Origin of the sequence: Paraburkholderia phenoliruptrix, assembly GCF_902859825.1 — a bacterium.
Lineage (GTDB): Bacteria > Pseudomonadota > Gammaproteobacteria > Burkholderiales > Burkholderiaceae > Paraburkholderia > Paraburkholderia phenoliruptrix.
Window position 1 is genome coordinate 74,822 of sequence record NZ_CADIKB010000012.1, and the last position, 13,844, is coordinate 88,665.

Here is a 13,844-nt window from a genome sequence, read left to right on the forward strand (position 1 = left end):
GAGGAAACGTACGTCATGAATTTTCAGCACACTGAAGATCGCCGCATGCTCGCCGAGACGCTGAACCGTTTCGTCAGCGAACAATACGGCTTCGCGACGCGCGATCGAATCGCCCGATCGCCCGAGGGTTTCAGCCGTGAATTGTGGAATCGTTTCGCCGAACTGGGCATTACCGGCGCGCTGTTCGACGAAGCGAGCGGCGGCTTCGGCGGCGAGGGCTTCGATATTGCCGTGGTGTTCGAGAGCCTCGGACGCGGCCTCGTGGTCGAGCCGTTTCTGGACACGCTCATTGTCGGCCAGGCGATTGCTCGCAGCGGCAATGACGTGCAGCGTGCACGGCTTGGCGAATTGATCGACGGCTCGCGCATTGCCGCGCTCGCGCACGGCGAGCCGGATAGTCACTACGAACTGGCCCGCGTGACGACGCGCGCGCAGCGCAAAAGCAACGGCAGCGGCGGTGGCAACGGCAGCGGCAGTGGCAACGCGTGGCAACTGAGCGGCGCCAAGGCGGTCGTCCAGCATGGCGAGCACGCCTCCCTCTTCCTGGTGTCGGCGCGCACCGAGGGCGAAGACGATTCCGAGCAAGGCGTGAGCCTCTTTCTCGTGCCACGCGACGCGGTGGGCGTGAGCGTGCGCGGCTATCCGAAGATCGACGGCGGACGTGCGGCGGAAGTCAGTTTCGAGAACGTCATGCTCGGCGACGACGCGCTCATCGGCGAGGCAAACAACGGCTTTTCAACGCTCGAATACGCCATTGCGTGCGGAGTACTCGCATTATGTGCGGAAGCGCTCGGCGCGATGGATAGGGCGAAGGACTCCACGCTCGACTACCTGCGCACGCGCAAGCAGTTCGGCATGGCGATCGGCAGCTTTCAGGCGTTGCAGCACAGAATGGCCGACATGCTGCTGGAAATCGAGCAGGCGCGCTCGGCTGTGATCAATGCGGCGGCGGCGCTCGGCGCCGAGCGCAAGGTGCGGGAGCGAGCGGTGTCGGCGGCCAAGTACAGCATCGGCAGGATCGGCACGCTGGTCGCGCAGGAATGCATTCAGTTGCATGGCGGAATCGGCATGACGTGGGAGTTGCCGCTTGCGCACTACGCCAAGCGGCTCGTGATGATCGATCATCAGCTAGGCGATGAGGATCATCATCTGGAGAGGTTTGTCGCGTTGGGGCGCGAGTAAGATTCGCGAGCGCGCTTGTCGTTCTGGCTCGGGATCACCACTGCCAGGATGGCCGTTTCCAGCTATCAGCCCACGTCCCCCGACACTCCCCACTTTTTCGATAAGTTTGCGTTGAGACGGATAACCACTGCGATTGATGCACACCCCGACGCCGGGGGTTGTGTGGGGGCCTTCACTGTGTGGGGGTCTTCAGTCAGAAACGAAAAAGGCCTTACAAGCATTGCTTGTAAGGCCTTGATTTCTTTGGTCGGGGCGAGAGGATTTGAACCTCCGACCACCTGCACCCCATGCAGGTACGCTACCAGGCTGCGCTACGCCCCGAACAGCAAGAAATTATAACAGACACTTCATTCGATGAGAACCGCCTGCACCAACAAAGCCGCCTAACGATTCAACAGATCGATCACATGCAGCAGTTCCTTGCGCAACTGCTCGACATCGACTGCGACGGTAGTGGGCGCCGGCGGCGCGATGCCCTCGACCTGCTCGCCCGCTTCGGCCGGCGCACCGTGCGCGCCGCCGCCGTGCGAATCGAGCCGGTTGCGCGCACCGTTGATGGTGAAGCCCTGCTCGTACAACAACTCCCGGATTCGCCGGATCAGCAGCACCTCGTGATGCTGATAGTACCGGCGATTGCCGCGCCGCTTCACCGGACGCAACTGCGTAAACTCCTGCTCCCAATAGCGCAACACGTGCGGCTTCACACCGCATAGTTCGCTGACCTCACCAATCGTGAAGTAGCGTTTCGCCGGAATCGGAGGCAAGACGACTTTTTCCATCGTCGCTGTCATCGTCAGTTAGCCGTCGTGGTGGTTGCGCAGGAACGCACCAGTCGGTCAGCGCGTGAAGCTCGCTTCCGCGCCGTTTTCGACCAGAGCCTTCAGCTTTTGACTTGCATGGAACGTCACAACGCGACGCGCGGCAATCGGAATTGCCTCGCCGGTTTTCGGATTTCTGCCGGGACGCTGCGGCTTGTCGCGCAACTGGAAGTTGCCGAAGCCCGAGAGCTTGACGCTGTCGCCGCTTTCCAGCGCGTCGCGGATCACCTCGAAAAACGCCTCAACCATGTCTTTCGCTTCCCGCTTGTTGAGCCCGACATTGTCGAACAGCAACTCGGCAAGTTCCGCCTTGGTGAGCGTCGGCGTTTCGGTTGAAACGGCGGCGGGTGATGTCGGAATTTCTCGAATCATGGCGCTGCGTTGCGCCGTTAGAAGCGCTTCGAAATCACTCGAGTTCATTTCATTCATATCTATCAAATGGCGCGCGAGACAGAAAACAAAGGATGCGGAAACAGCCGTGCAATTGTTAAATGCGGGTTATCCGCGCAACCGTGCGCCATATACTCGAGCCAGACGTTCCACCAGAGTCTGAATGGCCAGATCGACCGTTTCGTCCTGAAGGGTCCCGCCAGTATCTTGCAAGGTAACCCGGAACGCAAGGCTTTTCTCGTGAGCCGCCAGACCACCGGAAGTGTTTGATTTTGGACGGAATTCGTCGAAAAGCGCAACCCTCTGAACGGTCTTGCAGGCGGGCTCCGACTGGGCCTTCTGGAGCTCGTCGAGAAGCGCCTGCACCTCGATTTTCTGATCGACAACCACCGCGATATCGCGCCGCACCGGCGGGAATTTAGACACTTCCGACGGTGTGGGCAATACGCGTTGCATTAATGCGTCCGCTTCCAGTTCAAACAGAATCGGCGCATGCGGTAAATCGTATTTTTGCATCCAGCGCGGATGCAGTTCGCCTATCCAGCCGATCGCGCGGCCGTTCAGTTCAATGCGCGCGCTGCGCCCCGGATGCAGCGCCGGATGCTCCGCTTTCACGAAGCGCGCCACCGCCGGCGCGAGCAGCGCCTCCACGTCGGCCTTGACGTCGAAGTAGTCGACCGTGCGCGCGGGCGCGCCCCACTGCTCCTCGAGCGCCGGGCCGTAAGCGAGGCCACCGATCATTTTCGGCTGCGCGAAGCCTTCGACCGTCAGTTCGCCGGCCTTGATCGACGGATCGTGAAGGAACACGCGGCCGGCTTCGAACACGCGCACGCGATCGGCGGTGCGGCGGTTCAGATTCGTGCGCAGCACATGGATCAGGCTGCCGAACAGCGTGGTGCGCATGACGGAGAGCTGGCTCGCGATCGGGTTCAGCAGGCGCACCGGCTTGTCGTTGCCGGCAAAGTCCTGTTCCCATTCGGCGTCGACGAAACTGAAGTTCACCGTTTCCGCGTAGTCGCGCGCGGCGAGCGCGTGGCGCAGAGTGTGGATCGAGCGGCGCGTTTCATGGGTGGCGCGCATTTCGCTCTTCGCGACCGGCGGCCGCGCAGGAATCTTTTCGAAGCCGTAAATGCGCGCGACTTCCTCGATCAGGTCCTCTTCGATTTCAATGTCGAAGCGGTACGACGGCGGCGTCACCGAGAAGGTGTCGCCGTCGCGCTCGAACGGAAGACCCAAGCGCGTGAAGATCTGGGCGATCTCGTCGGCGCCGATCGCGACGCCGATGATGCGGTTTGCGCGCGACACGCGCATCTTCACCGCCTGGCGCTGCGGCACGTTGACGATCTGGTCGTCGACCGGGCCCGCCTCGCCGCCGCAAATATCGAGGATCAACTGCGTGATGCGCTCAATATGCCCGACGGTCGTCGCATAGTCGACGCCGCGTTCGAAGCGATGGCCCGCGTCCGTCGAAAAGTTGTACTTGCGCGAGCGGCCGCGAATGCTGTCGGGCCACCAGAATGCGGCTTCGAGGTAGATGTTGGTGGTGTCGAGCGTGACGGCCGTGCTGTCGCCGCCCATGATGCCCGCGAGGCTTTCAATGTGCCGGTCGTCGGCGATCACGCCGACGGTTTCGTCGAGCTCGACCGTGTTGCCGTTCAGGAGCTTGAGCGTTTCGCCCTTGCGGCCCCAACGCACCTCCATGCTGCCGTGGATCTTGTCCAGGTCGAACACGTGCGACGGACGGCCCAACTCGAGCATCACATAATTGGAAATGTCGACGAGCGCCGAGATGCTGCGCTGACCGGAACGCTCCAGACGTTCGACCATCCATTGCGGCGATTTCGCACGCGCATTGACACCGCGGATGACACGACCAGAGAAACGGCCGCAGAGATCGGGCGCCGAAATACGCACAGGCAGTGTCTCGTCGAGCTTGACTTGCACCGGCTTGATGTCGAGCGGACGCAACGGCGCGCCCGTGATGGCGGACGTTTCGCGCGCCACGCCGAACACCGACAGGCAGTCCGCCTTGTTCGGCGTCAGCTTGATTTCGAAAATGGTGTCGTCGAGATTCAGCGTTTCGCGGATATTCTGGCCGATCGGCGTATCGTCCGGCAGGATCAGGAGGCCGCTATGATCTTCGGAGAGCTTGAGTTCGCGCGCCGAGCACAGCATGCCCTGGCTTTCCACGCCGCGCAGCTTCGACAGTTTGATCGCGAACGGCGCGCCGCCCTCTTCGGCCGGCGGCAGTTGCGCGCCGACCAGCGCGACCGGCACCTTGATGCCCGGCGCCACGTTCGGCGCACCGCAAACGATGTTCAGCGTCGCGCCGATGCCGGCGTTGACCTGGCAGACATTGAGCTTGTCCGCGTCCGGATGCTTGACGACTTCCAGCACCTGGCCCACTACGATTTTCGAGGTAGGCGGCGCGGCCGGTCGCAGGTCTTCCACTTCGAGACCCGCCATTGTCAATGCGTGCGACAGCTCGTCCGTCGTCAGTTGCGGATCGACAAAGGTTCTCAGCCAGGATTCCGGGAATTGCATGGTTCTGTGTACGTTCTGATCGGGTTAGGTCCGCGTGAGGCAAATGCGAGCTTCACTGCAAGTCACTGCCGGGACACCTGGCGGCATGCACTGGGTGCGTTGCCGCGCTCTATGCTTGTCGCGCCGCGCGCGGCGCGCGCTCGGTCAGGCAAACTGGCGCAGGAAGCGCAGGTCGTTTTCGAAGAAAAGACGCAGGTCCTGCACGCCGTAGCGCAACATGGTGAGCCGCTCGAGGCCGCTGCCGAACGCGAAGCCGATGTAGCGCTCGGGGTCGAGGCCCATGTTGCGGATCACCGTGGGATGAACCTGCCCCGAACCGGAAATCTCGAGCCACTTGCCCGCGTTCTTGCCCGTTTCGAACAGCATGTCGATTTCGGCCGACGGTTCGGTGAACGGGAAATAGGACGGTCGAAAGCGCACCTGAATATCGTCGCGCTCGAAGAACTTCTTGAGAAAGTCGGTATAGACGCCCTTCAGGTCGGCAAAGCTGATGTTCTCGTCGATCCACAGGCCTTCGACCTGGTTGAACATGGGCGAGTGAGTCGCGTCGCTGTCCACGCGGTACGTGCGACCCGGCACGATCACCTTGATGGGCGGCGTGTTAGTGCGCGCGTAGCGCACCTGCATCGGGCTCGTATGCGTGCGCAGCAGCAGTTGGCGGCCGTCGGCGTCTTTGCCGTCGACATAGAACGTGTCCTGCATGGACCGCGCCGGATGATTTTCCGGACTGTTCAGCGAGGTGAAGTTGTACCAGTCGGTTTCGATCTCCGGGCCGTCGGCCACGTCGAATCCGATGCTGCCGAAAATCTGTTCGACGCGCTCCCAGGTGCGCATGACCGGGTGCAGGCTGCCAACATGAGCGCCACGGCCCGGCAAGGTGACGTCGATCGCTTCGGCGGCGAGGCGCTGGTTCAGCAACGCGTCGGCCAGCGCCTGACGGCGTGCGGTCAATGCGGCTTCAACTTGTTGCTTGACGAGGTTGATCCGTGCGCCTTCGGTCTTGCGCGTGTCGGGATCGAGCTTGCCAAGGCCCTTCAACAGTTCGGTCAGCGCGCCCGACTTGCCGAGAAAGCGCGCTTTCTCGTTCTCGAGCGTGGTGACGTCGGAGGCTTCTGCGAAGGCTTTTTGCGCGTCGGCGACAATCTGGTCCAGATCCATTGATCCCATCATTTCAACGTCAGTGTTCTATCGAAACAAAACCGGTTCTACCAACAAAAACGGGGCTCGGTGAGGAGCCCCGTTTTTTGTTGCAGCGTCACCGAGACTACCGGATGTTCGCTGCAACGAACCACGCAGTGTTAATTGCCAGAAGCGCAATCAGGCTGCAACGGCGGCTTTCACCTGCTGAACGATCGCAGCAAAAGCAGCCTTGTCGAACACAGCCATGTCGGCCAGCACCTTGCGGTCCAGTTCGATCGAAGCCTTCTTCAGGCCGTTGATGAACACGCTGTACGTCATGTCGTGCTGACGCACCGCCGCGTTGATACGCGTGATCCACAGTGCGCGGAACACACGCTTCTTGTTGCGGCGGTCGCGGTAGGCGTACTGGCCTGCGCGCATGACCGCCTGCTTGGCGATGCGATAGACGTTATTGCGACGGCCGCGGTAACCCTTGGCCAGCTTGATAATCTTCTTGTGACGGGCCCGTGCGGTAACCCCACGTTTTACTCGAGGCATGTTTCGCTCCTATGAGTGTCGGTTAAGGGTTAAGCGAACGGCAGCATTGCGCGCACGGAGTTCAGATCGGAATCATGAACGGCCGTCGAACCGCGCAGATGGCGTTTGTTCTTGGTGGTTTTCTTGGTAAGAATGTGGCGCTTGAAGGCCTGACCGCGCTTGACGGTACCGCCCGGACGCACCACGAAGCGCTTTGCAGCACTCTTCTTGGTCTTCATCTTCGGCATGACAACTCCATTATTAGATGGACATGGGTGTGCGGTCGGCCAGATGGCCATGACCCGCCCTTCGAAACCCATTCCACTTGGTATGCAGACTGCCGATACCGCCGGCAGCCGCTTTTCAGGAAACGACGCGCATCTGCATAAGCGCCGCTCCGAAACCCGCTGACGCCGCACCGGACACCCGGCGCGACATCGTCAACCTGCATAACCAGAGCGCGCACCACACGGTGCGCCGCTGCTCTGGCCGTTTTACTTCTTGCTTTACTTCTTTTTCTTCGGAGCGAGCACCATGATCATCTGGCGCCCTTCCATTTTCGGCATTTGCTCGACCTGACCGACTTCGTCCAGATCGGTGCGCAAGCGTTCCAGCATGCGCATGCCGATTTCCTGGTGAGGCATTTCGCGGCCCCGGAAACGCAGCGTGATTTTCGTCTTGTCGCCGTCTTCGAGGAAGCGAACGAGGTTACGCAGCTTGACGTTGTAATCGCCGTCGTCGGTACCCGGGCGGAATTTGACTTCCTTGACCTGGATGACCTTCTGCTTGAGCTTCGCCTCGTGTTGCTTCTTCGCTTCCTGGTACTTGAACTTGCCGTAATCCATCAAACGGCAAACCGGCGGGACCGCTTGAGGAGCGATTTCGACCAGATCCACATCTTGCTGTTCCGACATGCGGAACGCATCAGCGAGTTTCACGATGCCGAGCGGTTCGTTCTCGACGCCGACCAGACGCACCTCGGGTGCCGTAATTTCACCGTTGATGCGGTGCGCAGACTTATCAGTAGCGATGTTACGTTTCCTCTAAAAATTAAAAAAGAGCCGGGCTGCCAAGTGGCTCAGTTGAACGACTGCACGTCCTGGCGCAGACGCTCAATGAAGGCATCGACAGGCATCACGCCGAGGTCGACACCGCCACGGGCACGCACGGCTACCGTTTGGGCTTCACGCTCCTTGTCGCCGACCACAAGCAGGTACGGCACCTTCTCGAGCGTGTGCTCACGTATTTTATAGCTAATCTTCTCGTTGCGCAAATCAGCCTCCACTCTAACCCCTTGTTTTTGCAACGTTTGGGCCAGAGACTGGGCGTATTCCGCCTGACTTTCGGCGATATTCATCACCACGACCTGCATCGGCGCGAGCCACGCAGGCATTGCACCGGCGTGGTGCTCGATCAGGATGCCGAGAAAGCGCTCCATTGATCCGACGATTGCCCGGTGCAGCATGATCGGCCGCCGACGGCTGTTGTCTTCCGCGACATATTCCGCGCCGAGACGCTCGGGCAGGACCATATCGAGCTGCAACGTGCCGCATTGCCACGAGCGGCCGAGCGCGTCCTTGATGTGATATTCGACCTTCGGACCGTAGAACGCGCCCTCGCCCGGCAATTCTTCCCAGCTCACGCCGCACGCGGTCAGCGCTTCGCGCAGACCCTGCTCCGCCCGGTCCCAGGTCTCGTCCGTGCCGGCGCGCGCGTCGGGGCGCAACGACAGCTTGATCTCGACATTGTCGAAGCCGAAGTCCTTGTACACGCTCATCGCGAGCGTGTTGAAGGCGATCGACTCGCTGATGAACTGGTCTTCGGTACAGAAGATGTGCGCGTCGTCCTGCACGAAACCGCGCACGCGCATCAAGCCATGCAGCGCGCCCGACGATTCGTTGCGATGGCACGAGCCGAACTCCGCGTAACGCAGCGGCAGGTCGCGATAGGAGCGCAAGCCGTGGTTGAACACCTGCACGTGCCCCGGGCAGTTCATCGGCTTGATCGCGTAGTCGCGCTTTTCCGATTCCGTCGTGAACATGTTTTCACGATAGTTCTGCCAGTGGCCCGACGCTTCCCACAGCGACCGGTCCATGATCATGGGCGTCTTGATCTCGAGGTAGCCCGCCTCGTTCACGCGGCGGCGCATGTACTGCTCGACCTGCTGCCACAACGTCCAGCCGCGCGGATGCCAGAACACCATGCCGGGCGACTCGTCCTGCATATGGAAGAGATCGAGCTGCTTGCCGAGCTTGCGGTGATCGCGCTTTTCGGCTTCTTCGAGCATGTGCAGATACGCATCCTGGTCCTCCTTCTTCGTCCAGGCCGTGCCGTAGATACGCTGCAGCTGTTCATTCTTCGAATCGCCGCGCCAGTAGGCACCCGCGACCTTCATCAGCTTGAAGACCTTGAGCTTGCCGGTGGACGGCACGTGCGGGCCGCGGCACAGGTCAGTGAAGCCGCCGTGCGAGTACAGCTTGATTTCGTCGCTAGCGGGAATCGACTCGATGATCTCCGCCTTGTACTTCTCGCCGATGCTCTTGAAGTAGTCCACCGCCTCGTCGCGCGACACGACGCGCCGCGACACCGGCTCGTCCTTCTTCGCGAGCTCCTGCATGCGCTTCTCGATCCTTTCCAGATCTTCGGGCGTGAAGGGACGGTGATAGGCGAAGTCGTAGTAAAAGCCGTTATCGATCACCGGGCCGATGGTGACCTGGGCTTCGGGATACAGGTCCTTCACCGCGTACGCGAGCAGGTGCGCCGTGGAGTGACGAATGATATCGAGACCGTCTGCGTCTTTTTCCGTGACGATGGCAAGCGCCACGTCGCGATCGATCAGCGTGGACGTGTCGACCAGCTCGCCGTCGATCTTGCCGCCGAGCGCGGCCTTCGCGAGGCCGGGGCCGATAGACGCGGCCACTTCGGCGACGGTCACCGGATGCTCGTACTGTCGAACAGAACCGTCAGGCAGACGTATCGAAACCATTGTGTTCTCCGTGGTGCCGACCGGCGGCGGCACATACAACCAGGTGAAAAAGCCAAAAAAAATGCGGCCCCGCTTTCGAGGGGCCGCATTCACATTTCCTGCAAACTGCACTGGCGAAAGTGGTCCTCGACTAGCGTCGCTCCGAAGTGGTTTCGGTCAACGTTCGCGGTGCCATAACCGTATCGCCCTTCGCCGTATTCGCCTTTTGCGCCACAGGCGCTTACTGCAGTTTGCGAAACCCCGGCCATGCCGGAATTTCTTTTTCGTTGGTAGGCTCGATTGGACTCGAACCAACGACCCCCACCATGTCAAGGTGGTGCTCTAACCAGCTGAGCTACGAGCCTGAAGAAACGAGATTATATGGAGCCCTGCACAGCTTGGCAAGTACTTTTATGCACTGAATTTTAATCCCGCCACGCGCCGGTTAATCAACAACAACGCAACAACAACGCAACAACAACGCAACAACAAGGCAACAACAACGCGCCACCAGCAACGCGCAACGACCAACCCGCCGCCTACCCGACAAACGCACCGGCTGGTCGATCGTGTCCGCCGTCAGCCCTTGCGCGAGGCCCGCACGACGCCCGTCACTTCACCGAGCAGCGTGCACGCGCGCTGTATCTGGGCGGCGCTCGAAACCTCAACCGTGAATTGCATGAACGCGGCATTACGGCGTGTCTGCGTCTTCACACCGATCACGTTCATTTTCTCGCGCGCGAACACTTCCGAGATATCGCGGAGCAGCCCCTGGCGGTCGGTTGCCTCGATCGACAGGTCGACCGGATACACGGACTGCCCACGGCCGCTCATTACGTCCGCGGACCATGCCGTTTGCAGCACGCGCTCCGGCGCCCGCTCGGCCATGCGCAAAAACGTCGGGCAGTCGCTGCGGTGAATCGACATGCCTTTGCCGCGCGTCACGAAGCCCGCGATGTCGTCGGGCGGCGCCGGCCGGCAGCAACGCGCGAGTTGCGTGAGCAATGCGTCGACGCCGACCACCAGCACTCCGGTCGACGCGCCTCGTGCCACGCTCGCGCCGCTGCTGCGCTTCTCGAACTGCTCCGGCGCCTCGACCACCGGCTCCGGCGGCGGCGCGTCGCTCAGCGCCTGCTCGATGAGCCGCAGACTGAACTCTTCCTTGCCGACGACGGAAAACAGGTCGTCGGTCGTCTTGAAGCCGAGCCTGGCGGCAAGCTGATCGAGATTGACCGACGTCTTGCCCTCGCGCTGCAAGGTCTTTTCGACCATCGCGCGGCCACTCGCAATGTGCTCCTGCAATTCGACTGCGTTGAACCACGCACGCACCTTCTGACGCGCGCGCGAGCTATGCAGATAGCCGAGTTGCGGATTGAGCCAGTCGCGCGACGGGCCGCCTTCTTTCACCGCGACGATCTCGACCGTCTGACCGTTCTGCAACTGCGTGTTGAGCGGCACCATCGCGCCGTCCACGCGTGCACCACGGCACCGGTGCCCCAGCTCGCTATGCAGGTGATACGCGAAGTCGATCGGCGTCGCGCCGTGCGGCAACGCGATCACGCGCGCCTGCGGCGTCAGCACGTAGATGTGGTCGTCGTCGAGCGTAGCCTGGCGCAGTTGCTCCCACGGCTGCGCCGTGCGCTTTTCGCCATGCTCGCCCTCGGACACGTCGTCTTTCCACGCGAGCAGTTGACGCAGCCACGCAATCTTCTCGTCGTACTTCTCATTGGCGGCGAACTGCCCGCCGTAGCCGCGCGCGCCGGCCTCCTTGTAGCGCCAGTGCGCCGCCACGCCGTATTCCGCGAACTGATGCATCTCGTGCGTGCGGATCTGCACTTCGAACGCGCGACCGTCGTCGCCGATCACGACGGTGTGCAGCGACTTGTAGCCGTTCGGCTTGGGCCGCGAGATGTAGTCGTCGAACTCCTTCGGCACCGGTTGCCACAAGTTGTGCACGATGCCGAGCACGGTGTAACAGTCCTTGATGTCCGGCACGATGACGCGAAACGCGCGCACGTCGTACAGTTCGGCAAAGTCCAGCTCCTTGCCGCGCATCTTGCGCCAGATGCTGTAGATGTGCTTCGGCCGCCCGCTCACTTCCGCGCGAATGCCGGCCGCGGCGAGTTCCCGCTGCAGGCGTTCAATGGCCTGCGCCACATAGCTTTCGCGCTCCACCCGCTTCTCGTCGAGCAGCTTCGCAATGCGCTTGTAGACAACCGGCTCCTCGAAGCGGAACGCGAGATCCTCGAGCTCCCACTTCAGCTGCCAGATGCCGAGGCGGTTGGCGAGCGGCGCGTAAATATCGAGCGTCTCGCGCGCCACGTCGGGCGAAGGCGTGAGTTTTGCCGCCGCGTAATAGCGCAGCGACTGCAGTCGCGAGGCGAGCCGGATCAACACCACGCGAATGTCCTGCGCGAATGCGAGGAGCATCTTGCGCAAGGCCTCGACCTGCGCTCGCCGCGCGGCCTGGGCGTCGCGCCCCGCTTCGGGCATGGCGTTCTGCGCGGCGCGCAAGCTCACCGTGCCGAGGCGCAGCAGCTTGCGCACGTCGCCGACGAGTTGCGCAACCTCTTCGCCGAAGTTGTCGGCGATCACACGCTCGGGCTCCTGCAGATGCGGCGTCAACGCGAAGAGCGCCGCCGCCAGCACCGCCGGCGGATCCACGTTGAGCGTGCGCATGATGGACGCGGTGCCCGCCGCATGATCGGCCAGCAATTCGCCCGATGACAGACGCACCTCGCCCGCGTGCTGCCGCACGAACGCCATCGCATCGTCGAAAGACGGGAGAGGATGCGGCGCGCTTGTAACGGTTTCGGTATTCATGGTGCGGCGGCCCAGCGGGCCCTGGCAAATCAACGGAATTTCAACTGCAACTGCTCGGTCGTGCGCGGCAGTTTAGCTGCGCTGCGCGGCGACCACGACGATTTCGACGAGGCACTTCGGATTCGCGAGCTTCGCCTCGACCGTGGCGCGCGGCGGCGTGGCGCCTTGTGCGACCCACTCGTCCCACACCGCGTTCATGCCGGCGAAGTGCACCATGTCCGAGATATAGATCTGCACGGACAGCAGATGCGACTTGTCGCTGTTTGCTTCGCCGAGCAGACGGTCGATGTGGCCGAGCACTTCGCGCGTCTGGCCGGTGATGTCCTGGTCCGCGTCTTCCGCGATCTGACCGGCGAGGTACACGGTGCCGTTGTGGACGGCGATTTCCGAGAGACGCTTGCCGACATGGTGACGAATGACTGCCATGGAAATTCCTGATAGGTGTAGAAGTGAGTTGAATGGAAATGCGGTTCGCATGACGCGCAAAGCGTCGCGCGGAACTGCATATTATGACGCGTCGGCACCCGATCCGATAAAGAACCGCCTTGCAATGTCGATCTGATCCGCCGACAGAAACGCCGGCGCGTGCCCCACACCTTTTATTTCGACGCTCGAAACGTCGCGCCCCGTCTCGACCATTTTCGCCACCGTTTCGCGCGCCAATAAATCGGACTGCTCGCCTCTCACCACGAGCACCGGGCCTTCAAAAGACGCGAGCGAATGCCACAGCGCGGCCTCGCCGAGCTTCGCGGCCTCTTCCGTGGTCGCGGCAAAAGGCTGAGCGATGCGCGGATCGTAGCGGAACAGCCACGTGCCGTTTTCCTCGCGCAGGAGCGGCGTATTGATCTCGCGCCATTCGTCCGGCGTGAGCGGGCCGAACGTCCGCGCCAGAAACGCCGCGTGATCCACGCCTTGCCGCAGCGAGTCGAACCGCACCGGCTTGCCGAGATAATCGCCAATACGCTTGACGGCCTCCGGCTCCAGGTGTGGACCGACGTCGTTCAGCAACAGCTTGCGGATAGGTGTCTCGGCGAGACCGGCGAGACCGAGCCCGATCAGGCCGCCCATCGAGGTGCCGAACCAGTCGACCGACTCCACGTCCAGGCGGGCGATCAGCGTGACCATGTCCGCGACGTATTGCGGCACGCTATACAAGTTGGGGTTGGCCAGCCACGACGACAAGCCCCGGCCCACCACGTCCGGACAGACCACGCGATAAGTGCCGGCAAATTGGGCCGCCAGCCGGTCGAAGTCGCGGCCGGAGCGCGTCAGGCCATGCACGCACAACAGCACGCGCGGATTGTCCGGATCGCCCCACTCGGTGTAAGCGACACGATGCAGGCCCGCGGCGCTCGCGCACTGCACATAACGTTGGCGAGGCGCGGGTCGCTCGCCGGCGAAGGCTGTTGTTGCGGTCATCTGGGGTCCTTGCAAAAGCGCTGCAAAACGGGCTTGCGTGCGCACGC

12 protein-coding genes and 2 tRNA genes are annotated in these 13,844 nt (G+C 62.0%); 1 reads left to right on the top strand and 13 read right to left on the bottom strand.

From position 1 onward, the window contains the following. Window positions 1-15: 15 nt before the first annotated feature. Complete coding sequence (locus HV711_RS14855) at window positions 16-1,182, top strand: acyl-CoA dehydrogenase family protein (RefSeq protein WP_035481380.1); 1,167 nt, start codon at window positions 16-18, stop codon at window positions 1,180-1,182. 244 nt (window positions 1,183-1,426) lie between these two features. Here HV711_RS14855 and HV711_RS14860 read toward each other — a convergent pair. The 13 genes from HV711_RS14860 to HV711_RS14920 form a co-directional block, all read right to left on the bottom strand. Beyond that, window positions 1,427-1,503 (bottom strand) — tRNA-Pro (locus tag HV711_RS14860). 62 nt (window positions 1,504-1,565) lie between these two features. Further along, window positions 1,566-1,973: a MerR family transcriptional regulator gene (locus HV711_RS14865; protein ID WP_028363555.1), complete on the bottom strand. Its 408-nt coding sequence runs from the start codon at window positions 1,971-1,973 to the stop codon at window positions 1,566-1,568. A gap of 45 nt (window positions 1,974-2,018) precedes the next feature. Continuing rightward, window positions 2,019-2,429: an integration host factor subunit alpha gene (locus tag HV711_RS14870; RefSeq protein WP_006052505.1), complete on the bottom strand. Its 411-nt coding sequence runs from the start codon at window positions 2,427-2,429 to the stop codon at window positions 2,019-2,021. Window positions 2,430-2,498: 69 nt separating this feature from the next. Beyond that, on the bottom strand, window positions 2,499-4,934 hold the full coding sequence (gene pheT / locus HV711_RS14875; RefSeq protein ID WP_035481377.1) for a phenylalanine--tRNA ligase subunit beta: 2,436 nt from the start codon (window positions 4,932-4,934) through the stop codon (window positions 2,499-2,501). 144 nt (window positions 4,935-5,078) lie between these two features. Beyond that, window positions 5,079-6,092: a phenylalanine--tRNA ligase subunit alpha gene (gene pheS / locus HV711_RS14880; RefSeq protein ID WP_013589032.1), complete on the bottom strand. Its 1,014-nt coding sequence runs from the start codon at window positions 6,090-6,092 to the stop codon at window positions 5,079-5,081. 159 nt (window positions 6,093-6,251) lie between these two features. Then, window positions 6,252-6,611: a 50S ribosomal protein L20 gene (rplT, locus tag HV711_RS14885; protein WP_006052502.1), complete on the bottom strand. Its 360-nt coding sequence runs from the start codon at window positions 6,609-6,611 to the stop codon at window positions 6,252-6,254. Between the two features lie 29 nt (window positions 6,612-6,640). Beyond that, window positions 6,641-6,838, bottom strand: coding sequence for a 50S ribosomal protein L35 (gene rpmI, locus HV711_RS14890; protein ID WP_006052501.1), 198 nt, complete (start codon window positions 6,836-6,838; stop codon window positions 6,641-6,643). A gap of 258 nt (window positions 6,839-7,096) precedes the next feature. Further along, the gene (gene infC, locus HV711_RS14895) at window positions 7,097-7,621 is read right to left on the bottom strand and encodes a translation initiation factor IF-3 (protein WP_175145133.1); all 525 of its coding nucleotides are present in this window, start codon (window positions 7,619-7,621) and stop codon (window positions 7,097-7,099) included. Window positions 7,622-7,668: 47 nt separating this feature from the next. Continuing rightward, entirely contained in the window at window positions 7,669-9,576 is a 1,908-nt protein-coding gene (thrS, locus tag HV711_RS14900; protein ID WP_013589033.1) for a threonine--tRNA ligase, read from the bottom strand. Between the two features lie 267 nt (window positions 9,577-9,843). Further along, a tRNA-Val gene (locus HV711_RS14905) sits at window positions 9,844-9,920 on the bottom strand. A 214-nt stretch (window positions 9,921-10,134) separates the two neighbouring features. Beyond that, entirely contained in the window at window positions 10,135-12,378 is a 2,244-nt protein-coding gene (locus HV711_RS14910) for a RelA/SpoT family protein (protein ID WP_035481449.1), read from the bottom strand. A 72-nt stretch (window positions 12,379-12,450) separates the two neighbouring features. Further along, window positions 12,451-12,804, bottom strand: coding sequence for a RidA family protein (locus HV711_RS14915; RefSeq protein ID WP_013589035.1), 354 nt, complete (start codon window positions 12,802-12,804; stop codon window positions 12,451-12,453). Window positions 12,805-12,885: 81 nt separating this feature from the next. After that, window positions 12,886-13,797 carry an alpha/beta fold hydrolase gene (locus tag HV711_RS14920; protein WP_028363559.1) on the bottom strand — a complete coding sequence of 304 codons (912 nt, stop codon included), beginning with the start codon at window positions 13,795-13,797 and terminating at the stop codon, window positions 12,886-12,888. Window positions 13,798-13,844: the final 47 nt, after the last annotated feature.

Excerpts from the sequence above, each read along its gene's own strand:
- HV711_RS14870 (WP_006052505.1), bottom strand. The coding sequence starts at position 2,429 with ATGAATGAAATGAACTCGAGTGATTTCGAAGCGCTTCTAACGGCGCAA.
- thrS (WP_013589033.1), bottom strand. The coding sequence starts at position 9,576 with ATGGTTTCGATACGTCTGCCTGACGGTTCTGTTCGACAGTACGAGCAT.
- pheS (WP_013589032.1), bottom strand. The coding sequence starts at position 6,092 with ATGGATCTGGACCAGATTGTCGCCGACGCGCAAAAAGCCTTCGCAGAA.
- HV711_RS14910 (WP_035481449.1), bottom strand. The coding sequence starts at position 12,378 with ATGAATACCGAAACCGTTACAAGCGCGCCGCATCCTCTCCCGTCTTTC.
- rpmI (WP_006052501.1), bottom strand. The coding sequence starts at position 6,838 with ATGCCGAAGATGAAGACCAAGAAGAGTGCTGCAAAGCGCTTCGTGGTG.
- HV711_RS14920 (WP_028363559.1), bottom strand. The coding sequence starts at position 13,797 with ATGACCGCAACAACAGCCTTCGCCGGCGAGCGACCCGCGCCTCGCCAA.
- pheT (WP_035481377.1), bottom strand. The coding sequence starts at position 4,934 with ATGCAATTCCCGGAATCCTGGCTGAGAACCTTTGTCGATCCGCAACTG.
- HV711_RS14865 (WP_028363555.1), bottom strand. The coding sequence starts at position 1,973 with ATGACAGCGACGATGGAAAAAGTCGTCTTGCCTCCGATTCCGGCGAAA.
- HV711_RS14915 (WP_013589035.1), bottom strand. The coding sequence starts at position 12,804 with ATGGCAGTCATTCGTCACCATGTCGGCAAGCGTCTCTCGGAAATCGCC.
- HV711_RS14855 (WP_035481380.1), top strand. The coding sequence starts at position 16 with ATGAATTTTCAGCACACTGAAGATCGCCGCATGCTCGCCGAGACGCTG.
- rplT (WP_006052502.1), bottom strand. The coding sequence starts at position 6,611 with ATGCCTCGAGTAAAACGTGGGGTTACCGCACGGGCCCGTCACAAGAAG.